Source organism: Pseudomonas sp. BSw22131 (genome assembly GCF_026810445.1).
GTDB classification, from domain to species: Bacteria; Pseudomonadota; Gammaproteobacteria; order Pseudomonadales; family Pseudomonadaceae; genus Aquipseudomonas; species Aquipseudomonas huanghezhanensis.
The window spans coordinates 1350232-1372013 of sequence record NZ_CP113949.1 but is presented as its reverse complement, the minus strand read 5'-3'; the positions used below and the strand labels follow the sequence as shown (position 1 = coordinate 1372013).

24 protein-coding genes are annotated in these 21782 nt (G+C 57.7%); 1 reads left to right on the top strand and 23 read right to left on the bottom strand.

All coding sequences use genetic code 11. From position 1 onward, the window contains the following. Positions 1–283 precede the first annotated feature (283 nt). The 21 genes from OYW20_RS06125 to trmJ form a co-directional block, all read right to left on the bottom strand. Positions 284–1075, bottom strand: coding sequence for an amidohydrolase (locus tag OYW20_RS06125; RefSeq protein ID WP_268799824.1), 792 nt, complete (start codon positions 1073–1075; stop codon positions 284–286). Next, on the bottom strand, positions 1063–2211 hold the full coding sequence (locus tag OYW20_RS06120) for a pyridoxal phosphate-dependent aminotransferase (protein WP_268799823.1): 1149 nt from the start codon (positions 2209–2211) through the stop codon (positions 1063–1065). The genes OYW20_RS06125 and OYW20_RS06120 overlap by 13 nt, the downstream gene beginning before the upstream one ends. A gap of 117 nt (positions 2212–2328) precedes the next feature. Then, positions 2329–3795 (bottom strand): ribosome biogenesis GTPase Der, encoded by a 1467-nt coding sequence (gene der, locus OYW20_RS06115; RefSeq protein ID WP_268799822.1) that lies wholly within the window; start codon positions 3793–3795, stop codon positions 2329–2331. A 150-nt stretch (positions 3796–3945) separates the two neighbouring features. Continuing rightward, entirely contained in the window at positions 3946–5097 is a 1152-nt protein-coding gene (bamB, locus tag OYW20_RS06110; RefSeq protein ID WP_268799821.1) for an outer membrane protein assembly factor BamB, read from the bottom strand. Continuing rightward, positions 5090–5731, bottom strand: coding sequence for a YfgM family protein (locus tag OYW20_RS06105; protein ID WP_268799820.1), 642 nt, complete (start codon positions 5729–5731; stop codon positions 5090–5092). The genes bamB and OYW20_RS06105 overlap by 8 nt, the downstream gene beginning before the upstream one ends. Before the next feature lie 39 nt (positions 5732–5770). After that, positions 5771–7060 carry a histidine--tRNA ligase gene (gene hisS / locus OYW20_RS06100; protein ID WP_268799819.1) on the bottom strand — a complete coding sequence of 430 codons (1290 nt, stop codon included), beginning with the start codon at positions 7058–7060 and terminating at the stop codon, positions 5771–5773. A 33-nt stretch (positions 7061–7093) separates the two neighbouring features. Further along, positions 7094–8203: a flavodoxin-dependent (E)-4-hydroxy-3-methylbut-2-enyl-diphosphate synthase gene (gene ispG, locus OYW20_RS06095; protein ID WP_268799818.1), complete on the bottom strand. Its 1110-nt coding sequence runs from the start codon at positions 8201–8203 to the stop codon at positions 7094–7096. Between the two features lie 3 nt (positions 8204–8206). Further along, the gene (locus OYW20_RS06090) at positions 8207–9223 is read right to left on the bottom strand and encodes a RodZ domain-containing protein (RefSeq protein WP_268799817.1); all 1017 of its coding nucleotides are present in this window, start codon (positions 9221–9223) and stop codon (positions 8207–8209) included. Beyond that, complete coding sequence (gene pilW / locus OYW20_RS06085) at positions 9223–9981, bottom strand: type IV pilus biogenesis/stability protein PilW (RefSeq protein WP_268799816.1); 759 nt, start codon at positions 9979–9981, stop codon at positions 9223–9225. Before pilW ends, OYW20_RS06090 begins: the two co-directional genes overlap by 1 nt. A 27-nt stretch (positions 9982–10008) precedes the next feature. Continuing rightward, a complete protein-coding gene (rlmN, locus tag OYW20_RS06080) occupies positions 10009–11157 on the bottom strand; it encodes a 23S rRNA (adenine(2503)-C(2))-methyltransferase RlmN (protein ID WP_268799814.1) in 1149 nt (382 codons plus the stop codon). Between the two features lie 30 nt (positions 11158–11187). After that, positions 11188–11613 carry a nucleoside-diphosphate kinase gene (ndk, locus tag OYW20_RS06075; RefSeq protein WP_002552482.1) on the bottom strand — a complete coding sequence of 142 codons (426 nt, stop codon included), beginning with the start codon at positions 11611–11613 and terminating at the stop codon, positions 11188–11190. A gap of 90 nt (positions 11614–11703) precedes the next feature. After that, positions 11704–11904, bottom strand: coding sequence for a Fe-S cluster assembly protein IscX (gene iscX, locus OYW20_RS06070; protein WP_268799813.1), 201 nt, complete (start codon positions 11902–11904; stop codon positions 11704–11706). Between the two features lie 15 nt (positions 11905–11919). Continuing rightward, positions 11920–12261, bottom strand: coding sequence for an ISC system 2Fe-2S type ferredoxin (gene fdx / locus OYW20_RS06065; protein ID WP_268799812.1), 342 nt, complete (start codon positions 12259–12261; stop codon positions 11920–11922). A gap of 3 nt (positions 12262–12264) precedes the next feature. Next, positions 12265–14127 carry a Fe-S protein assembly chaperone HscA gene (gene hscA / locus OYW20_RS06060; protein WP_268799811.1) on the bottom strand — a complete coding sequence of 621 codons (1863 nt, stop codon included), beginning with the start codon at positions 14125–14127 and terminating at the stop codon, positions 12265–12267. A 44-nt stretch (positions 14128–14171) separates the two neighbouring features. Beyond that, complete coding sequence (hscB, locus tag OYW20_RS06055) at positions 14172–14693, bottom strand: co-chaperone HscB (RefSeq protein WP_268799810.1); 522 nt, start codon at positions 14691–14693, stop codon at positions 14172–14174. A gap of 8 nt (positions 14694–14701) precedes the next feature. Then, positions 14702–15025: an iron-sulfur cluster assembly protein IscA gene (gene iscA / locus OYW20_RS06050; protein WP_268799809.1), complete on the bottom strand. Its 324-nt coding sequence runs from the start codon at positions 15023–15025 to the stop codon at positions 14702–14704. A gap of 51 nt (positions 15026–15076) precedes the next feature. After that, positions 15077–15463 carry a Fe-S cluster assembly scaffold IscU gene (gene iscU, locus OYW20_RS06045; protein ID WP_062383507.1) on the bottom strand — a complete coding sequence of 129 codons (387 nt, stop codon included), beginning with the start codon at positions 15461–15463 and terminating at the stop codon, positions 15077–15079. 86 nt (positions 15464–15549) lie between these two features. Beyond that, complete coding sequence (locus tag OYW20_RS06040) at positions 15550–16764, bottom strand: IscS subfamily cysteine desulfurase (RefSeq protein WP_268799808.1); 1215 nt, start codon at positions 16762–16764, stop codon at positions 15550–15552. 44 nt (positions 16765–16808) lie between these two features. Beyond that, complete coding sequence (gene iscR, locus OYW20_RS06035) at positions 16809–17300, bottom strand: Fe-S cluster assembly transcriptional regulator IscR (protein WP_268799807.1); 492 nt, start codon at positions 17298–17300, stop codon at positions 16809–16811. Positions 17301–17477: 177 nt separating this feature from the next. Beyond that, entirely contained in the window at positions 17478–18254 is a 777-nt protein-coding gene (gene cysE, locus OYW20_RS06030) for a serine O-acetyltransferase (protein ID WP_268799806.1), read from the bottom strand. After that, positions 18254–19027 (bottom strand): tRNA (cytosine(32)/uridine(32)-2'-O)-methyltransferase TrmJ, encoded by a 774-nt coding sequence (gene trmJ / locus OYW20_RS06025; RefSeq protein ID WP_268799805.1) that lies wholly within the window; start codon positions 19025–19027, stop codon positions 18254–18256. The genes cysE and trmJ overlap by 1 nt, the downstream gene beginning before the upstream one ends. A gap of 236 nt (positions 19028–19263) precedes the next feature. Here trmJ and suhB point away from each other — a divergent pair, with 236 nt between their 5' ends. Continuing rightward, on the top strand, positions 19264–20079 hold the full coding sequence (suhB, locus tag OYW20_RS06020; RefSeq protein ID WP_268799804.1) for a type III secretion system regulator SuhB: 816 nt from the start codon (positions 19264–19266) through the stop codon (positions 20077–20079). A gap of 121 nt (positions 20080–20200) precedes the next feature. Here suhB and OYW20_RS06015 read toward each other — a convergent pair whose 3' ends face one another. Together OYW20_RS06015 and secF are read right to left on the bottom strand one after the other, a co-directional pair. Further along, the gene (locus OYW20_RS06015; protein ID WP_268799803.1) at positions 20201–20746 is read right to left on the bottom strand and encodes a glycine zipper 2TM domain-containing protein; all 546 of its coding nucleotides are present in this window, start codon (positions 20744–20746) and stop codon (positions 20201–20203) included. 117 nt (positions 20747–20863) lie between these two features. Next, positions 20864–21775, bottom strand: coding sequence for a protein translocase subunit SecF (secF, locus tag OYW20_RS06010; RefSeq protein ID WP_268799802.1), 912 nt, complete (start codon positions 21773–21775; stop codon positions 20864–20866). Positions 21776–21782: the final 7 nt, after the last annotated feature.

Below are 21782 nucleotides of genomic sequence, written 5' to 3'. Positions count from 1 at the left end.
CAAAGAAGCGCCAGACAAAGCAAGCGCCCCTCACTCGCTCTGGGAATTCAGGCGGTGGTGTTGATGCTGCCCGACTTCTGCAACTGCACCAGCGACGCTTCCTGAGTCGCCAGCGAGGCGGAAGTGGCGTCGGTGTCTGTCGCCGCAGTGGTGGTGTCTTTCTTCACGGCGACGGTGAAGGAGCGGGTGTATGCGCTAAGGGAGGAGGCGTTGATAGTGGTAATGACTGAACGCCGGTTTTGGTATGACCGCTATCAACCGTGAGTCCATCAACTCCATTGGATTACTGTATCTCGAATGTATCAGCGTCGAGACATGCGGGAAATTTGCTCCGGTAGTCTGCAAGACTGCCTGCCGACAAGCTGACTTCAAACACGCCGTCCGCCGCGCCGACATTCAGTACACTCTCGCCCTGAAAATCCAGCACCTGGCTGTCGCCGGTGTAGGCGAAGCCTTTGCCGTCAGTGCCGATTCGATTAACCGCTGCCACGTAGCACAGGTTTTCGATGGCACGCGCGGGCAGCAGCCGATTCCAGTGCTGACGCCTTGCCCCCGGCCAATTGGCCGTGTAAAGCAGCAGATCGGTACTGTGTGCATCACGGCTCCAGACCGGAAATCGCAGGTCGTAGCAGATCAACGGACGAATCCGCCAACCCTTGAGTTCAAACTGCACCTGACGGTCGCCAGGGCTGTAGTGCTCATGCTCCCCCGCCATACGGAACAAATGGCGCTTGTCGTAGTGCAACAGCTCACCGTCGGGGCGCGCCCAGAGCAATCGGTTGCGGTGACTGCCGTCCTGAGCGCGCACGATGACGCTGCCCGTGACCACAGCATTCAGACGCTTGGCGTGCGCCAGCATCCACGCGGAGGTCACCCCCCGCTCCGGCTCTGCGAGCGCTTCGGATTCCATCGAGAAACCAGTGGTGAACATTTCCGGCAGGATCACCAGATCGACATTCTGCACCTGCGCCAGCAGCTCATCGAAATGCGCGTGGTTGCCCGCGCAGTCGTGCCATGCCAGGGTGGTCTGCACCAAGGCCAGATTAAGATCGGGCAGCGAACTTATATCGCGCATAACTTCTCCGCTGCCTGGCTCAAGGTTTCTTCTCGCTTGGGAAAGCACAGACGAATCAACCGCTGCCCCTCAGGTGGATTCTGATAAAACACGGAAATAGGAATGCTGGCGACGCCGTGCTCGCGGGTCATCCACAACGACATGTCGACATCGTTGAGGTCCGGCCGGATACGCGAGTAATCCACGACCTGAAAATAAGTGCCGCGAGCGCGCGTGAAGGTAAAACGCGACGACGCCAACTGATCACAGAAAAAATCGCGTTTGGCCTGATAGAAAGCAGGGAGTTCCTCCACATGCTCGGGGCACGCAGCCATGAAATCGGCCAACGCCCATTGCAGCGGCGTCACCCCGCAGAACCCGACAAACTGATGGACCTTGCGCATCTCGGCGGTCAGCGCTGGAGGCGCCACCAGATACCCGGTTTTCCAGCCAGTGACGTGATAGGTCTTGCCAAAAGAGCTCACCACAAAGGCTCTCTGATACAGCTCGTCATGGGCCAGGACACTCGCGTGTTTCACGCCGTCGAACACTAGGTGTTCGTAGACTTCATCGCTGATCAGATAGATATCGCGATCACGGATAAGCGCTGCCAACTGATCGAGTTCGTCACGGGTGATCAACGCACCGCTTGGGTTGTGCGGGCTGTTGATGATGATCATACGGGTGCGCGGACTGAGCGCTGCAGCCAGCTGTTCCCAATCAATCGCGAAGTCGCCGTCCGTGAGCTGAACATGGACGCAGCGGCCACCTGCCAACTGCACCGACGGCTCGTAACTGTCATAACTCGGGTCGAAGACGATGACTTCATCGCCTGCACGCACCACGGTCTGGATCGCGCAGAAAATCGCGTGGGTGGCGCCGGGTGTGATCGTAACTTCGGTATCGACGTTGATCTGGCGACCGTAATATCTGGAGATTTTCGCTACGACTTGCTCACGCAGCGCGGGCAGACCGGTCATCGGTGCATATTGATTGTGGCCGCCCATGGTGTGACGACAAAGGGCCTCGCGTAACGCATCGGGACCATCGAAATCGGGAAAGCCCTGGGACAGATTGATCGCGCCGGTTTCGGCTGCAAGCTGGGACATCACTGTAAAAATGGTGGTGCCAACGTTCGGCAATTTGCTGATGATCATAGGGTTTTCGTGCTCCACACCCGGCTCTGAGCGGCACGGGAACAAGCAGAATAGCCCAGAAAAGCAGCACAAAAAAAGGCGCCATTAGCGCCTTTTCAGAGAAAGTCCGTTACACGATCAACGCTTGTCTCTGCGCTTCTTGTCGGCCTTCTTGTGGTGCGACATCATTCGACGCTTCTTGTTGACCTGACGGTCTGTGAGCGTGTTCTTGTTGCCTTCGTACGGGTTCTCGCCGCCCTTGAACTCGATGCGAATCGGCGTACCGACCAGCTTCAAGACACGGCGGTAGGTGTTTTCAAGATAGCGGACGTAGGACTTCGGCACCTTGTCGACCTGGTTACCGTGAATCACGATCAGCGGCGGGTTGGCACCGCCCAAGTGCGCGTAACGCAGCTTGATACGACGGCTGCCCACCATCGGTGGCGCATGTTCGCCGACGGCATCTTCGAGGATCTGCGTCAGGCGGCTGGTTGGCCAGCGGGTCACGGCGGACTTGAAGGAGTTCTGCACCGACTGATACAGATTACCCACGCCCGTGCCATGCAGCGCGGAAATGAAGTGGATGTCGGCGAAGTCGACGAAGAACAACCGACGTTCAAGCTCGGTCTTCACGTAGTCGCGTTCGCTCGGCACCATGCCGTCCCACTTGTTCAACGCGATGACCAGCGCGCGACCGGCTTCCAGCGCAAAGCCCAGCAAGTTCAGGTCATGGTCAACAACGCCTTCGCGGGCGTCCATCACGAAGATCACCACGTTGGCGTCTTTAATCGCCTGCAGGGTTTTAACCACCGAGAACTTTTCGACTTCCTCGTGGATCTTGCCGCGCTTGCGCACACCAGCGGTGTCGATCAGCGTGTACTTCTCGTCGTTGCGCGTAAACGGGATGTAGATGCTGTCACGGGTTGTGCCAGGCTCGTCATAGACGATAACGCGGTCTTCACCCAGCATGCGGTTGACCAGCGTCGACTTGCCGACGTTAGGGCGACCGATGATGGCGATCTTGATGCCGTCTTTTTCGCTAGGGCCAGGAATACGCTTGGCTTCCTCGCCTTCAGCGACTACTTCCGGCTCGCCTTCTTCTTCGTCATCGTCTTTTGGGAACGAGCTCAGAGCGATTTCGAGCATCTGGGTGATGCCACGGCCGTGAGCGCCGGCCACCGGGATCGCATCGCCCATGCCCAAGGGGCTGAACTCGGCACGCGCCATCTCAGGGTCAATGTTATCGACCTTGTTGGCGACCACGTAGGAGGTCTTGCCACGTTTGCGCAGGTGCTCGCCGATCATTTGGTCAGCGGCGGTAAAACCGGCTTTCGCATCGACCAGGAACAGCACGACATCGGCTTCTTCAATCGCCATCAGCGACTGCTCGGCCATCTTTTCGTCCATGCCGTGCTCATCGCCGGAGATACCGCCGGTGTCGATCAGAATGTAGCTGCGCCCTTGCCACTTGGCCTCACCGTATTGGCGATCACGGGTCAGACCGGACAAGTCGCCGACGATGGCGTCGCGAGTCCTGGTCAGGCGGTTGAACAAGGTGGACTTGCCGACGTTCGGTCGACCCACCAGGGCGATTACGGGAACCATGCGGCTCTCCACTTCGTTATTTCAGAAAATACAAAAGCCGCTGCAAGGCAGCGGCCGGAGTTCGGAGCGGCACTCAAAGTGCCGCGAGCCTTGCAAATGCAAGGCTGCCAGCGGAGCACCAACTAAAGGCTCCACTGGCATGGACAGCCATTACTTGATCGTCAGGGCTTCCAGCTTGCCGCTGTTGCCGAAGACGTAAATGGTATTGCCGGAAACCAGCGGACGCGCACGCAGACCATCGCTGTCAATCTTCTCGCGACCGACGAAACGACCGTCGACCTGGCTCAGCAGATGCAGATAGCCTTCCATGTCACCGACCGCGACGTAGCTGGAGAACACTTCCGGGGCACCCAACTGACGGCGGGCCAACGAGTCGTTGCTCCACAGCGCAGTCGAGGAGCGCTCATCAATGCCTTCAACGGTTCCGTTGGCAAGGCTCACGTAAACGCTGCCGAAACCTTGTGCCACGCCTGCATAGCTCGACGCATCACGCTGCCAGAGTACACGGCCGCTTTCCAATTCAAGGCCGGCAACCCGTCCCTGATAAGTTGCGACATACAACGTGCCGCCAGACAGCAGCAGCCCGCCGTCGATATCGACCACGCGATCCAGTTCCGAGCGACCTTGTGGAATCGCAACGCGTTGCTCCCACACTGGTACGCCGTTAGTGGTGTCAAGCGCCACGACTTTACCTGTCGACAGACCGGCAATCGCCAGGCGATTGGTGACGATTGGAGCGCCGGTGCCGCGCAGGGTCAGCACCGCTGGCGTGCTTTCGTAGATCCAGCGCTGGGTGCCGGTGGCGGCATCAAAGCCAACTACACGGTCATCCTGAGTCTGAACCACGACTACATCGCCGTTGGTAGCCGGTGCAGCCAGGACTTCACTGGTCACACGGGCGTGCCATTTTTCCTCGCCGGTCGACTCGTCAAGCACGATCACTTCGCCTTTCAGCGTCCCGACCATGACCATCCCGAATCCAACACCAACGGCACCGGAAACGGGCTTCTCGAGTTCCTTCTTCCAGACCACATCGCCGCTTGAGCGGTTGACCGACATGACAATACCGGTGGTATCAGCGGCGTAGATGTTCTCGCCGTCAATGGCCGGGATCAGCATGTTGTAGGTTTTGCCCTGGCCATCACCGACCGAGCGGCTCCACTGCTTCTGCAAAACGACTTCTTCTTTGAAGTCGGTCAGCTCGGCCGGCGGCAATTCCTTTTTGCTGTTGCTGCTGCAACCCGCGGCCAGAACGGCCAGAGCCAGCAATGCTGCATGTTTCCAACGAATCACGTCACGCATCCCCTTTCGCCAGATCGTCGAGCTTCATTTGTAGACCACCAACCGCTGCTTCTTCAGACAGCGCGGCTTTGGCTTTTTGATAGGCAGCATGCGCATCGTCGGTACGACCCAACTGAACCAGCAGGTCACCGCGCAGCTCTTCACGACTGGCCATGAAGGCTTTGTCGGCTTGACCGTCGAGCAGTTTCAAAGCGTCTTCTGCCTTGTTTTGCGAAGCCAGCACCCGCGCCAGACGCTGACGGGCGATTTCGCCCAGCGTAACGCTGGCAGGCTTGTCGCTCACACTTTTCAGCTCGGCGACCGCGTCGTCCAGCTTACCGGTATCGACGGCCACTTTGGCAACGAAAAGGCTGCCGTACTGAGCGTAGGGAGTGCCGCCGAAATCGCTTTTGAGCTTGCCGGCGATTTCAGCTACACGACCGGCATCTGCCTGACCGCTCGGCGTGAGAGCAGTTTCAAGCAGTTGCTGATAGAGGGCTGAAGCGCCTTGCGACTGATTGGTCTGATACTTCTGCCAGCCTTGCCAGCCCAACACCACGATCAGCGCGAGGAGACCGCCAGTTACCAGAGGCTTGCCGTTGCGCTGCCACCAGTCCTTGACCGCCACCATCTGTTCATCATCGGTACTCGACACCCCAATACTCCTATTCGCTAAATCGGCTATTTGTCAGCTTCAACCCTGCACGACGCAGGTGGCCAGGTGCTCGGATAGAGCATCCCACGCAATATTTTGTTGTTCGCCCTGACCGCGCAGTGGCTTGACGCCGACTTCCTTGCGCGACAGTTCTTCATCGCCAAGAATCAGCGCATACAGTGCGCCACTCTTGTCGGCCTTCTTGAACTGGCTCTTGAAGCTGCCGGCGCCTGCGTTCACTTGCAGTCTCAGGTTTGGCGCCTGGTCACGCAGTCGCTCGGAGAGCGTCAGGGCAGCCAGCTCGGCGGCTTCGCCGAACGCACACACATAAACGTCGACAGTGCGCGAGATTTCCTCAGGCACCTGCTCAAGGGTTTCGAGCAGCAGGACCAGACGTTCGATGCCCATGGCGAAACCGACGCCAGTGGTAGGCTTGCCGCCCATCTGTTCGACCAGGCCGTCGTAACGACCGCCTGCGCAGACAGTGCCCTGAGCGCCCAGTTGGTCGGTGACCCATTCGAAAACGGTCTTGCTGTAGTAGTCCAGGCCGCGAACCAGCTTCGGATTGATCACGTAGGGGATGCCGGCAGCGTCCAGACGCGCCCTCAAACCCTCGAAGTGGATACGTGACTCATCGTCAAGGTAGTCGGCCAGCTTCGGCGCATCGACCAGCACGGCCTGGGTTTCAGGGTGTTTGGTGTCCAGTACCCGCAGAGGGTTGGTCTTCAGACGGCGTTGACTGTCTTCGTCCAGTTGCTCCAGACGCGCCGACAGAAACTCGACCAGCGCATCGCGGTAACGCGCACGCGCCTCGCTGGTGCCCAGGCTGTTGAGCTCGAGTTTGACTGCGTTGCGGATGCCTAACAGGCCCCAGAGGCGCCAAGTGAGCACGATCAATTCTGCATCGATGTCCGGACCTTCGAGGTTGAAGACCTCGCAACCGATTTGGTGGAACTGACGATAACGGCCTTTCTGCGGACGTTCGTGACGGAACATCGGACCGATGTACCAGAGCTTCTGAACCTGACCGCCACCGGTGATGCCGTGTTCAAGCACGGCCCGCACACACGCGGCGGTGCCTTCCGGACGCAGGGTCAGAGAATCGCCATTGCGGTCGGCGAAGGTATACATCTCTTTTTCGACGATGTCGGTCACTTCGCCGATAGAGCGTTTGAAAAGGTCGGTGAACTCGACGATGGGCATGCGAATCTGCCGATAACCGTAGTTATCGAGCAAACGCGAGACAGTGCCTTCGAAATAGCGCCACAGCGGCGTCTGGTCCGGCAGGATGTCGTTCATGCCACGAATGGCTTGCAGAGACTTACTCACAAAAAATCCTTAGAAACGGGGTTGGCGGCGCTGTCAGCTACGCAAGATCAAGGCAGCTTCAGCCTCAACCTTCTCGGCCGCTCTCTGACGGATCAAACGTTCCAGTTCATCCACCAGATTGTCATTGGTCAATTTTTTTGCAGGCTTGCCATCTATGTAGATAAGATTCGGCGTGCCACCGGTCAAACCGATGTGGGCTTCCTTGGCTTCGCCAGGACCGTTCACTACGCATCCGATCACCGCCACGTCCAGCGGAACCAGCAAGTCTTCGAGCCGGTCTTCCAGTTCATTCATGGTTTTGACAACATCGAAGTTCTGCCGCGAGCAGCTCGGACAGGCGATGAAGTTGATACCACGGGAACGCAGACGCAGGGACTTGAGGATGTCGTAGCCGACCTTGACCTCTTCCACCGGATCGGCAGCCAGCGAGATACGGATGGTATCGCCAATGCCGTCGGCGAGCAGCATACCTAGGCCGACGGCCGATTTCACTGTGCCTGAACGCAAACCACCCGCTTCGGTGATCCCCAGGTGCAATGGTTGAACGATTTGCTTGGCCAGCAAGCGATAGGCATCGACGGCCATGAACACATCGGACGCCTTGACGCTGACCTTGAAGTCCTGAAAATCCAGACGATCCAGGTGGTCTACGTGCCGCAACGCGGACTCAACAAGCGCAGCAGGCGTGGGCTCGCCGTACTTTTTTTGCAGATCCTTCTCCAGCGAACCCGCGTTCACGCCAATGCGGATCGGGATACCACGATCACGCGCGGCACTGACGACAGCTCGCACACGGTCTTCACGGCCGATGTTGCCCGGGTTGATGCGCAGGCAGTCAACGCCCAGCTCGGCAACACGCAGGGCAATCTTGTAATCGAAATGAATATCGGCAACGAGCGGGACTTTAACCAATTGCTTGATGCGGCCGAATGCTTCGGCGGCGTCCATGTCAGGTACCGATACGCGGACGATGTCCACGCCAGCGGCTTCCAGGCGGTTGATCTGTGCAACGGTCGCTGCCACATCATTGGTGTCACTGTTAGTCATGCTCTGCACTGCGATCGGCGCGTCTCCGCCGACCGGCACAGAGCCGACCCAGATTTTACGAGATTCGCGACGCTTGATTGGTGATTCGCCGTGCATGACTTATTGCCCTAGCTTCAGGCGAGCGGTTTCGCCACTGGTAAAAGGTGCGATGTCTACAGGCTGGCCGTTGTAGCTCACCTGCGCTGCACGGGCGAAGCCCAGGCGCAAGGTCAAGGGAGGCTTGCCGTTGACATCGATGCTGTCGCCTTTGCGCTTGAGACCACTGGTCAGCACTTTGCCGTTGCCATCAGTGACCTGGGTCCAGCAATCGGCAGAGAACTGAACCTGGACCTGTCCGGCACCGGCGGGAACTGCAGCCGCTTGTGCTGGCGCAACAGGCATTGCTGGAGTGGTTGCAGGAGCTGGCACGCTGTGCGCGGGAACAACTGGTGCGGTCGCGCTATGAGCAGACGCCGCGGCGGTAGTTGTGTTTGGAGTCGAAGGCGCCGCAGCGGTCGCTGTGGACGAAACAGCAGGCGTCTGCTCGGTGGCCTGAGAGGCAGGCTCGCTGTTGTTCAAAGGCAACGGAGCGGAGTTGCCCTTCTGCGCATCTGCGACAGCCTGGTCTTCGGGCTCGTCCAGCGGATGAATTTGTGTGGTGCCGTCGGCGCTCTCGACTTCAACGTGTTCCATGCCGATGCTGGTTTGTTCTTTACCGCGCATTGCAGCCTGATCCTGCCACCAGAAGAAACCACCGCCGACCAGCGCGATCAACAGCAGTAGGCTGACGATACGCAAAATGTTGTGGGACAAGCGCACAGGCTCTTCGATGCGGCCCAATGCATGCACATTGCTGCCTTTGCCGTCGGTGCCTGTGTACTGGTCGAACTGGCTGACGAGCGCCGCCTGATCCAGATCAAGCAACTTGGCATAGGCGCGTACATAGCCTCGGGCGAAGGTGTGCCCGGGAAGCTTGTCAAAACTGCCCGTTTCCAGATTGCCCAGGGAAGTCACGGTCAGATTCAACCTCAGAGCCACATCTGGCAGCGACCAGTTTTTATTCTCGCGGGCCTGGCGCAGGGTTTCTCCAGGGTTGGTGCGAGTGGCTGCTACAAATTCGGGATGCGCCGCTTTCATCATTGCTCCGACAGGTATTGCTGATATTCCGGCGTACCGGGATAGAGTCTTTTTAGTTGCAAGCCATAACTGGCTGACTTGTTGCGGTCATCGTAGATTTTCGCCAACCGCGTGCCGAGCAACAGACTACGTGCATTTTGCTCGCTGAGCTGGCTAAACCGGTCGTAAAAGTCACGCGCTGGTACATAATGCCTGTCTTCGTAAGACAACTCAGCCATTTCCAGCAACGCACGCGGTTGCTGTCGATCAAGCCGTAACGCTTTGGTGAAATGCTCGCGGGCTCCTTCGCGGTCGCCCAGCATCATCGCTGTCATCCCGAGGTTTTCAAATACCCGGGCGCGCTCTGCGTAAAGATTGTCATTGGAAGCTTGCTGGAATCGCTCATATGCGTCTTTGTAGCGTTTCTGTTCATACAGAAAGCTGCCGTAGTTATTGAGGATTCTGGCGTCCTTGGGGCGAGCGGACAGTGCCTTGGCATAGTACTTGTCGGTCAGCTCAGGCTCTTGCTCTGCCTGAAACACCAGAGCAAGTGCCGCATTGGCGTCCGCATCGGAGCTGTCCAGCTCCAGCGCACTTTTAAGCGGAGCCTTCGCACGCTCTACCTGACCTTGCTGAAGGTAGCCCAAGCCCAGTTGCACATACGCCTGACGCGCTTCGTCACGCCCCTTGCTGGTACTCAGCGGATCAACGTTACCGGACGACACGCAGCCAGCCAGCAACATGGCAAGACACAGCAATAGCGCAGCGCGCGGCGACATAGAGATCCTCTCAGTCAATTCTTGCGGTCAAGTACGGGACGCGGTGACCTGAGCCCCTTCGGCCTCGGCACTGAGTTCGCGCACAGCGATGTAACGCTCGCTGCGACGAGTGCGATCCATGACCTGCCCGACCAATTGGCCACAGGCGGCATCGATGTCTTCACCGCGCGTGGTACGCACGGTGACGTTATAACCCGCTTGATGCAACTGATCCTGAAAACGACGAATCGCGTTGTTGCTCGGACGCTCGTAACCAGAATGCGGAAAAGGGTTGAACGGGATCAGGTTGATCTTGCAAGGCGTGTCCTTGAGCAACTCGATCATCTCGATCGCGTGCTCGACCTTGTCGTTGATGTCCTTGAGCATGGTGTACTCGATGGTCAGCACACGCTTCTCGCCCAACGACGACATGTAGCGGCGGCAGGACTCGAGTAGCATCTTCAGGGGGTATTTCTTGTTGATCGGCACCAACTGGTTGCGCAGTGCATCATTGGGAGCATGCAGCGACAGAGCCAGCGAAACGTCGATGTGCTTGGAAAGCTCATCGATCATTGGCACCACGCCAGAGGTAGACAGCGTCACCCGGCGCTTGGAAATGCCGTAACCCAGGTCATCCATCATCAGATGCATGGCGGCCACGACATTATCGAAGTTCAGCAATGGCTCGCCCATGCCCATCATCACCACGTTGGTGATGGCACGGTCGACGGTAGCCGGGACACTGCCGAAAGATTTGTTGGCAATCCACACCTGACCGATCACTTCGGCGGCGGTGAGGTTGCTGTTGAAGCCTTGTTTGCCGGTAGAGCAGAAACTGCAATCCAGCGCACAGCCCGCCTGGGACGAAACACACAAGGTGCCGCGCTTGCCCTGAGGAATATAAACGGTCTCGACGCAGCTGCCGGACTCGACGCGAACGACCCACTTGCGGGTGCCGTCGGTTGATATGTCCTCGCTGACGACTTCAGGGCCACGTATCTCGGCCTGACCTTTGAGCTTTTCACGCAGCGGCTTGCTGACGTTGGTCATGGCGTCGAAATCATCGACGCCAAAATGGTGAATCCACTTCATTACCTGACCGGCGCGGAAGCGTTTTTCCCCGATTGACTCGAAGAATTTTTCCATTTCCTGCTGGGTAAGCCCCAAAAGGTTTGTTTTGCCAGTCGATACTGTCATGAATTCACCCTCGCTCATTCGCTCGCAAGCTTATCGAGCGGTTACTTCTGTAGCTGCGAAGAAGTACGAAATTTCACGCGCAGCAGCGGCTTCGGAATCGGAGCCGTGAACAGCGTTGGCGTCGATGGAGTCAGCGAAGTCAGCGCGGATCGTACCGGCAGCAGCTTCTTTAGGGTTGGTAGCGCCCATCAGTTCGCGGTTCAAAGCGATGGCGTTTTCGCCTTCCAGAACCTGAACCACAACCGGACCGGAGATCATGAAAGCAACCAGGTCGCCGAAGAAGCCACGAGCGCTGTGCTCAGCGTAGAAGCCTTCTGCTTCAGCTTTGGACAGCTGCTTGAGCTTGGAAGCTACAACGCGCAGACCGGCTTTTTCGAAGCGGGTGGTGATCTCGCCGATTACGTTTTTAGCAACAGCGTCAGGCTTGATGATCGAGAAAGTACGTTGAACAGCCATGGTGTAACTCCAGAAACAGTGATTAATGCGAAAAATTAAACCCGCGAATTATACGCGGGTTCTGGTGTATTGCATAACGCGCAGCAAGGATCAGGCTAATTCATCAGCCCAAAGGGTCTGGACAGCTTCCAGCACCTTCTCGCCGACGCGGCCTGAGGCGGCGTCGAAACCCGGCAGATCTTTGATCATCTGTTGCAGTTTGACGAAACCTATAGTGTAAGGATCTATGCCTGGATGGTTCTCGGCCATCTCCTCTGCAATGCGCTGTACGTCATTCCAACCATAACTCATGACAGACTCCCGAAATCAGTGCGGCGCTTCGGCGGCATGGTTGAGCGAATACTTCGGAATCTCAACCGTGAGATCTTCGGCTCCGACCTTGGCCTGGCACGAAAGGCGCGAATGTGCTTCCAGCCCCCAAGCGCGATCAAGGAAATCCTCTTCAAGCTCATCCGCCTCTTCCAGCGTGTTGAAGCCTTCGCGGATGATGCAGTGACAGGTGGTGCAGGCGCATACGCCCCCGCAAGCACTTTCGATCTCGATGTGATGCTCATGGGCAAGTTCGAGAATCGATTGACCGACCTCCGCCTCTACAACCATGCCATCCGGGCAATGCTCGGCGTGTGGCAGAAATATGACCTGCGGCATCAGTTATTCCTCAATCTCATTCAGGTTGCGACCTGACAGGGCGGCCTTGACCGTCGAGTCCAGGCGACGGGCAGCGAATGCATCGGTCACTTGCGACAGACGCTTGGTCTGCTGCTCAATGGCCGGTCCGTCGGTGCCCTTCATCAATTCACGAAGCTCCGTCATTTGTAGATCGATGACCATGCGCTCTTCGGCATCCAGCAGACGCTCACCGTCCGCATCAAGCGCGCCTTGAACGGCCTCAAGCAAACGCTCGGCATCCACTTGCTGTTCACGCAGCACGCGTGCAACTTTGTCGTCGCCTGCGTACTGGAACGAATCCTTGAGCATGCGGGTGATTTCACCGTCAGTCAGGCCGTACGACGGCTTGACCTGAATGCTCGACTCCACGCCCGACGCCAGCTCACGAGCGGCAACGCTCAGCAAACCGTCAGCATCAACCTGGAAGGTGACACGAATTTTCGCGGATCCCGCCACCATCGCCGGAATGCCGCGCAGCTCGAAACGCGCCAGCGACCTGCAGTCGCTAATCAACTCGCGCTCACCCTGCAGTACATGAATCATCATGGCCGACTGGCCGTCTTTATAAGTGGTGAAATCCTGAGCACGGGCAACGGGGATGGTGGTATTGCGAGGGATCACCTTCTCCATCAGTCCGCCCATGGTTTCGAGCCCCAACGACAGCGGGATCACATCCAGCAGGAGTAACTCACCACCGTCGCGCTTGTTGCCCGCAAGCGTATCGGCCTGAATTGCGGCGCCAATAGCCACTACCTGATCGGGGTCGATCTCGGTCAACGGCTGCCGGCCGAACATCTCTGCAACGGCGTCACGCACCCGAGGCACCCGCGTCGAACCACCCACCATCACCACAGCTGCGACTTCGTCCAGCTCGATGGACGAATCGCGCACTGCCCGGCGACACGCCTTCAGGCTGCGAGAAACCATTGGCTCGATCAAAGCGTTGAACGCGTCCCGGGTGAGCGTAGCGCTCCAGTTACCGTACACAACGTCGACCGAATCGGTGTCAGTCAGCGCTTCCTTCGCTGCACAAGCCGCCTGCAGCAGGCTACGTTGCGCGGAAGGATCGAGGTCGCCGGAAAGACCCGCTTCGCTGATCATCCAGCTTGCAATCGCGTGGTCGAAATCATCACCGCCCAACGCGCTGTCGCCGCCAGTGGCCATGACCTCGAACACACCGCCCGTCAGGCGCAGAATCGAGATATCGAAAGTGCCGCCACCCAGATCGTAGATAGCAACAATGCCTTCGGCGTTCTGGTCCAGACCATATGCAACGGCTGCGGCGGTAGGCTCATTGAGCAACCGCAATACGTTGAGACCGGCCAGCCTGGCTGCGTCCTTGGTCGCCTGACGCTGCGCATCATCAAAGTAAGCCGGCACGGTGATCACCGCGCCCACAAGGTCGCCGCCCAACGTCGCTTCTGCGCGCTGACGCAGCACCTTGAGAATGTCGGCCGATACTTCAACCGGGCTTTTTGGGCCTTGCACCGTATCAATGAACGGCATGTGCGACTCACCGCCGATAAAGCGGTAAGGCAGCTGATCACCCAGATGCTTGACGTCAGCAATGCCGCGTCCCATCAGGCGCTTGATCGAAATGATCGTGTTAAGCGGATCGGTAGCGGCAGCGTCCTTGGCGGACTGCCCTACTTCAACGCGATCAGCGTGGTAGCGAACCGCGGACGGCAGGATGACTTCTCCGTCGGCATCGGCCAACGGTTCGGACACGCCGCTACGCAACGCGGCAACCAGCGAGTTGGTGGTGCCGAGATCAATCCCGACGGCCAAACGGCGCTGGTGAGGTTTTGGACTTTGGCCTGGTTCGGCGATCTGCAGTAGAGCCATTGCTTTTCTGATATCACTTGCGTGCAACCATGAGCTGCACGGGGTTAATCGTCGAGGCGCTCTTCCAGCTGGCGCACTTCGTAAGAGAGCTTGTCGAGGAATTGCATGCGTCGCATCAGCCTTTCGGCCTGCTCACGCTGCGCAGCATCGTCCCAACAGGCCGCGAAGCTTTCGTTCAGCTCGTCCTGTGCCGCCTTCAATCGACGCTTGAACGCTGCCACACCGTCGAGATCAGCCTCGTCTTGCAGATCCTCAAGTTCTTCGCGCCATTGCATCTGCTGGAGAAGAAAATCAGGGTCATGCACGGTGACTTCCAGCGGCACCTCGCCGCCATTCATCGCCAACAAATAACGCGCACGCTTTGGCGCATTCTTGAGGGTCTGATAAGCGTCGTTGAGGCTTGCTGAACGCTCCAGCGCGACGCGTTGCTCACGCTCAGGAGCGTCGGCAAAGCGATCTGGATGCACGCCACGGGCAAGCTCGCGGTAGCGCACAGCAAGCATGTCGAGATCCACGAGGAATCCAGGCTGAAGGTCGAATAGAGCAAAATGACAAGGAGTACCCACGATAAGCCTCAGATATTGAAGCTTTCGCCGCAGCCGCATTCGCCGCGCGAGTTGGGATTGTTGAACTTGAAGCCTTCGTTCAACCCTTCCTTGACGAAATCAAGCTCTGTGCCGTCCAGGTAGACCAGACTCTTCGGGTCGATGATCACCTTGACGCCGTGCAGCTCGAAGACGGTATCTTCGCTCTGGGCCTCATCGACGAACTCAAGCACGTAGGCAAGACCTGAACATCCCGTGGTGCGAACACCCAGGCGCACGCCGCCGCCTTTGCCGCGACCCGAGAGGGAACGCTGCACATGCTTAGCTGCAGCTTCTGTCATGCTGATAGCCATCTGAACTCCTTACTTCGCAGCAATTACTTTAGGCAAGCCTTGGAAGGCTGCTTACAGCAGACCTTTCTTCTGCTTGTAATCGCGAACGGCCGCCTTGATGGCGTCTTCTGCGAGTACCGAACAGTGAATCTTGACTGGAGGCAGTGCCAGCTCTTCAGCGAGCTGAGTGTTTTTGATGGTTTCTGCCTCGTCCAGAGTCTTGCCCTTCATCCACTCGGTAGCGAGTGAGCTGGACGCAATGGCCGAACCGCAACCATAGGTCTTGAACTTGGCATCTTCGATGATGCCTTGTTCGTTGACTTTGATCTGCAGACGCATGACGTCGCCGCAAGCCGGCGCGCCGACCATGCCAGTGCCGACATCAGGGTCTTCCGCGTTCATCTTGCCGACGTTGCGCGGGTTCTCGTAGTGGTCGATGACCTTTTCGCTGTAAGCCATGATACTTATCCTCTCAACAGGTGAGCCGCTCTTCGGGCTACGCTGACCATTGGTCAAGCGTGGCCCGCATGGATGGCGACTTTAAATTAGTGCGCCGCCCACTCGATCTTGGAGATATCGACGCCGTCTTTGTACATGTCCCACAGCGGCGACAGAGCGCGCAGCTTGGTAACGGCCTCACAGACTTTCTGCGCTGCGTAATCAATCTCTTCTTCCGTGGTGAAACGGCCGAAGGTGAAACGAATGGAGCTGTGTGCCAGCTCGTCGTTCCGGCCCAGGGCGCGCAGCACGTACGAAGGCTCAAGCGATGCAGACGTGCAGGCAGAACCCGACGAAACCGCCAGATCCTTGAGTGCCATGATCAGCGACTCGCCTTCGACATAGTTGAAACTCAAATTCAGGTTGTGCGGTACACGCGCAGCCATGCTGCCGTTGATGTACAGCTCTTCAAGATTTTCAACTTGCTTGTAGAAACGATCGCTCAAGGCCTGGACACGGGCGTTTTCTACGGCCATGTCTTCTTTTGCCACGCGGAACGCTTCACCCATACCCACAATCTGGTGCGTCGCCAGCGTCCCGGAACGCATACCACGTTCGTGACCGCCACCGTGCATGGCCGCTTCAATGCGAACACGCGGCTTGCGGCTTACATAAAGTGCGCCGATGCCTTTAGGGCCGTAGGTTTTGTGGGCGGAAAATGACATCAGATCGACCTTGAGAGCGGCCAGATCAATGTCTACTTTGCCGGTGGACTGAGCGGCATCGACGTGAAGCAGCACGCCACGCGAACGGGTCATCTCACCAATGGCTGCGATGTCGTTGACTGTGCCGATCTCATTGTTCACGTGCATGATCGAAACCAGAATGGTGTCGTCACGCATGACTGCTTCAATCATTGACGGAGTGATAAGGCCGTCTTCTTGCGGGTCGAGGTAAGTCACCTCAAAACCCTCACGCTCCAGCTGGCGCATGGTATCGAGAACGGCTTTATGCTCGATTTTGCTGGTGATCAGGTGCTTGCCTTTGGTCGCGTAAAAGTGCGCGGCACCCTTGATCGCCAGGTTGTTGGACTCGGTGGCACCGGAGGTCCAGACAATTTCGCGAGGGTCGGCATTGACCAGGTCAGCGACCTGACGGCGGGCGTTTTCAACGGACTCTTCAGCTTTCCAGCCGAAGACGTGGGAACGCGATGCCGGGTTGCCGAAGTTTCCGTCAACCAGAAGGCAGTCGCTCATTTTCTGCGCTACACGCGGATCGACCGGGGTCGTCGCGGAATAATCGAGGTAAATCGGCAATTTCATTGAATATCTCCTATCGGGCAGGCGCGCCGCGCGTTCATCTTCGTTCACTCAACGGCGGATGTTTCAATCTTGTCCATCTGGGTCGTCCGGGGGTTGCAACGACGCTGATCCTGACGCTGAGCGACTTCTTGTACCTCACGGCGAGTGACAAGGTCGGCCAGACTGATACCGCTTAGAAATTCGTGAATCTGCTGGCTGAGGTCGCACCACAAATGGTGGGTCAGGCAGGTATCGCCAGCATGACAATCACCCAGACCCTGACAGCGAGTCGCGTCGACAGACTCGTTAACAGCGTCTATGACCTGAGCAACCTGAATGCCTTGCATGTTGCGGGACAGCTGGTATCCACCGCCCGGCCCACGCACGCTGGACACCAGATTGCTACGGCGCAGCTTGGCGAACAGTTGCTCAAGATAGGAAAGGGAAATGCCTTGCCGCTCGGAAATGTCGGCCAGAGACACTGGCCCATGCTGCGCGTGCAACGCCAGGTCAAGCATGGCAGTTACGGCGTATCGGCCCTTTGTAGTCAGTCGCATGGCATATACCGCGGAGGTTCTGAATGGGGGCGAGTATGCTATTCCCGACTGTTTAAGTCAACTATAAGACCTAGCGCAGCAGTCGGGATTACCTGCAAAAGAGCGGCAGGATCATAGCAAATGCGAGCTGTGATTGGCACACCTGCATTCGCCACGCCTGCCCCGCCTCAAGCCTGCTCAGCCAACCTTGGTCTGATCGCGATCATTCACGCAGTCGAAGACATCTTTACGCAATTCCGGGAGAGCCTTCTCCTGATATTCGCAGCCCATTTTCTTGAGGGCATCGCCCATGTCTTCCAATCGCACATCAACTGCCTGCAGATGATCGAGCAATTGACCGATGGCTCTCGCCACCGGATCAGGCATGTCCTCACCCACCCCGTAAGCGTCGAAACCAAGCCTCTCCGCCATGGCCTTACGCTTCGCTTCAAGGGCATCATCGGACTTTACGATGATACGACCCGGTATCCCTACAACCGTGGCGCCCGCTGGCACAGCCTTTGTGACCACGGCGTTCGAACCGACCTTCGCGCCTGCTCCGACGGTAAACGGACCCAGCACCTTCGCGCCTGCCCCTACCACGACACCAGACTCAAGTGTGGGATGACGCTTCCCTTTGTTCCAGCTTGTGCCACCCAGGGTCACACCCTGATACAGCGTTACGTCGTCGCCAATTTCAGCCGTTTCGCCGATCACGATACCCATACCGTGGTCAATGAAGAATCTGCGGCCCACCTTGGCACCTGGATGGATTTCAATCCCGGTCAACCAGCGACCAAAGTTCGATACCATCCGCGCAGGCCATTTAAAACCACTCAGCCAAAGCCATCGTGATAAACGATGCAACCAGATCGCGTGCATACCGGGGTAACAGGTCAGCACCTCAAACGCATTGCGGGCTGCAGGGTCTCGGTGAAACACACTCTGAATATCTTCTCGCAGACGCTCGAACATCACTGATCCTTACGCTTGTAGGGCTCACCATTGGCCGACTTCTGGGTTTCGGTGAGGATGCCACGCAAAATACTCATTTCAGATCGGTTAACGGCGGAGCGACCATACAGACGACGCAGGCGCGCCATCAGATGACGCGGCTGCTCGGGATTAAGAAAGCCAATGGTGACGAGTGTCGATTCGAGATGCCCATAGAATTTTTCCATCTCATCCATCGTTGCCAACTCGGCGCTACGCACTGAGCCCACTTCGACTTTTTCGGCTTTGCTGGCCTGGCCCTCAGCCGCGAGCCAGGACATGCGCGTCTCGTAGCTGAGCACCTGAACTGCCGCCGCCAGATTCAGCGAGCTGAACTCGGGATCGGACGGAATATGGACGTGATAATGACAGCGCTGCAGCTCTTCGTTCGTCAGGCCTGCGTACTCACGACCGAATACCAGCGCGATTTCTTCGCCCAAGGCCGCGTGCTCCACACTCTTGACGCCCGCCTCGCGAGGATCCAGCAGGGGCCATGGAATACGACGATCGCGCGCACTCGTCCCCAGCACGAGATTGCAGCCCACCAACGCATCTTCAAGCGTGGCAACCACCTGCGCACCTTCAAGAATGTCGCCGGCACCAGACGCTCGCGCGTCTGCTTCGTGATGAGGGAACATCGCCGGATCGACCAGCACCAGACGCGAAAGCCCCATGTTTTTCATGGCACGGGCAGCGCCACCGATATTTCCCGGATGGCTGGTACCGACCAGGACAACACGAATATTTTGCAGCAAAGGTGAGGTCTCACTAGCAGGAGAAATGGGCAGAGAATATTACAGAAGCACCCCGGCTAACGCCACGAACGCGTGATGTTCAGACGCTCGCAAACGAAACCAGCAACTGCATTAACGCAGCAATCGAGGCCACTGAACACATCCCTCGTTAGCTTGGGCGAGGAACTCACGCTGGAAATCGTCCGGGATAACCCATAGAATGTTCGGCTCTCTTTAACGACCTAGGTGATACATCCATGCAGCCCATGCTGAATATCGCGCTGCGCGCCGCCCGCAGCGCCAGCGAATTGATTTTCCGCTCCATCGAGCGCCTGGATACCATCAAGGTCGACGAAAAAGACGCGAAAGACTACGTAACCGAGATTGATCGCGCAGCCGAGCAGAGCATCATCACCGCCCTGCGCAAGGCCTATCCTACTCACGGCATCCTCGGCGAAGAAAGCGGCCTGCACGAAGGCAGCGGCGAAGGTACAGACTATCTGTGGATCATCGATCCTCTGGACGGTACCACCAACTTCGTACGCGGCGTACCGCACTTTGCTGTCAGCATCGCCTGTAAATACCGTGGCCGCCTTGAGCACGCCGTTGTTCTGGACCCGGTTCGCCAGGAAGAGTTTACTGCCAGCCGTGGCCGTGGCGCCGCTCTCAATGGTCGCCGCCTGCGTGTGAGCAACCGCAAGAGCCTGGAAGGCGCCCTTCTCGGCACCGGCTTCCCGTTCCGCGAAAACCAGATGGACAACCTCGAAAACTATCTGGGCATGTTCCGCAGCCTGGTCGGCCAGACCGCTGGCATTCGTCGCGCAGGCGCCGCGAGCCTGGACCTGGCCTACGTCGCTGCTGGCCGCTTCGATGCATTCTGGGAATCAGGCTTGTCTGAGTGGGACATGGCTGCGGGCGCCCTCTTGATCCAGGAAGCAGGCGGACTGGTCAGCGACTTCAACGGCGGCCACGACTTCCTTGAGAAAGGCCACATCGTTGCTGGCAACACCAAGTGCTTCAAAGCGGTCCTGACTTCAATCGCACCGCACGTTCCAGCCTCTCTGAAACGCTGATCCTTAGACGCCCCAGAAAAACCGGCCTCACAGCCGGTTTTTTATTGCCCGCTAAAAGTGCCTGCACTAAAACGACAAAAGCACCCGAAGGTGCTTTTGTCAGCGCAGCGCATCAGCAAGGTTATTGACCTGCCTGACTCAGCTCCAGCTGCCCATCTTTATTGACGGGGATCTTACTGCCCGGATCACGATCCATGCGGACCTGACCGACCTTGTCATTGAGCTTGTACTTGACGTTGTAACCAACAACCTTGTCGCTGATGTCGTTAACCGTGTTGCAGCGGGTTTCTGTGGTGGTGTAGGTGTCGCGGTTCTGCATGCCTTCCTGAACCTTGTTACCGGCATAACCGCCGCCGACCGCACCCGCGACAGTGGCAATCTTTTTGCCATTACCGCCGCCCACCTGATTACCAAGCAAACCGCCCGCTACCGCACCCAGTACGCTGCCGACGATCTGATGCTCATCCTTGACGGCAGCCCTATGGGTCACCGCGACATCCTTGCAGACCTCACGCGGAGTTTTGATCTGTTCATTAACGGGCTCAACCGCGAGCACGTCCGCGTATTCCGGACCACTGCTTTTAACGAGGCTATAGGTGGCAACAGCACCCCCGGCGGTCACGCCGACAGCGCCCAATACCGCACCAACTAGCAACGATTTGTTCACTTGAACCTCCTGAGGATATTCAACGCAATTTCTCGCGCTACTCCCAGCCTTGGAGTACAAAAAAAGGCGCGAGTTCAATGCTCGCGCCTTTTGGATGACAACCGGTGGGAATAAGTCCTACGGAAGATCGTCCACTTTTTCAGTCGTAACTGGAGGCAGCAAATCCTCACTGCGCAGGTTCAGCCAGATCAACACCACGTTCGCGATGTAGATCGAGGAGTAAGTACCCGCCAGAACGCCGATGAACAGCGCCACAGAGAAGCCATGCAGGCTATCGCCACCGAAAACCCACAACGCCACGATCGCCAGCAAGGTGGAGATCGAGGTTGCCATGGTCCGTAACAGCGTCTGCGTCGTGGAGATGTTGATGTTCTCGATCAGCGACGCCTTGCGCAGCAACCGGAAGTTCTCACGAACCCGGTCGAACACAACAATGGTGTCGTTCAGTGAGTAACCAATGATCGCCAATACTGCCGCGAGTACCGTCAGGTCGAATGTCACCTGGAAGAACGACAGGATACCCATCGTCACAACCACATCGTGAATCAGCGAAATGATCGCACCCACCGCAAACTTCCACTGGAAGCGAAACGCCAGGTAGATCAGAACACCGCCGAGGGCGAGCAACATGCCGATGCCGCCTTGATCTCGCAGCTCCTCACCGACCTGAGGGCCGACGAACTCTACGCGCTTCACGGTTGCCGGGTTATCCGCGCCGTTTTTGCGCAGCGCTTCAGCAACCTGAGTACCCAGTTGCGGATCTTCGCCAGGCATACGCACCAGCAGATCAGTCGTCGCGCCGAAACTCTGCACGACCGCTTCGTGATAACCGGCTGAAGCCAGTTCTTCACGCACCTTGCCCAGATCGGCAGGACGCTCGTAGGTCAACTCGATCAGCGTACCGCCGGTAAAGTCCAGACCAAAGTTAAGCCCTTTATGGAACCAGCTAAACAGCGCCAGCGCGGTAAGGAGCATGGTGACGGCGAACGCAACGTTGCGAACGCCCATGAAGTTGATGGTACGTTTCATGGCAGCC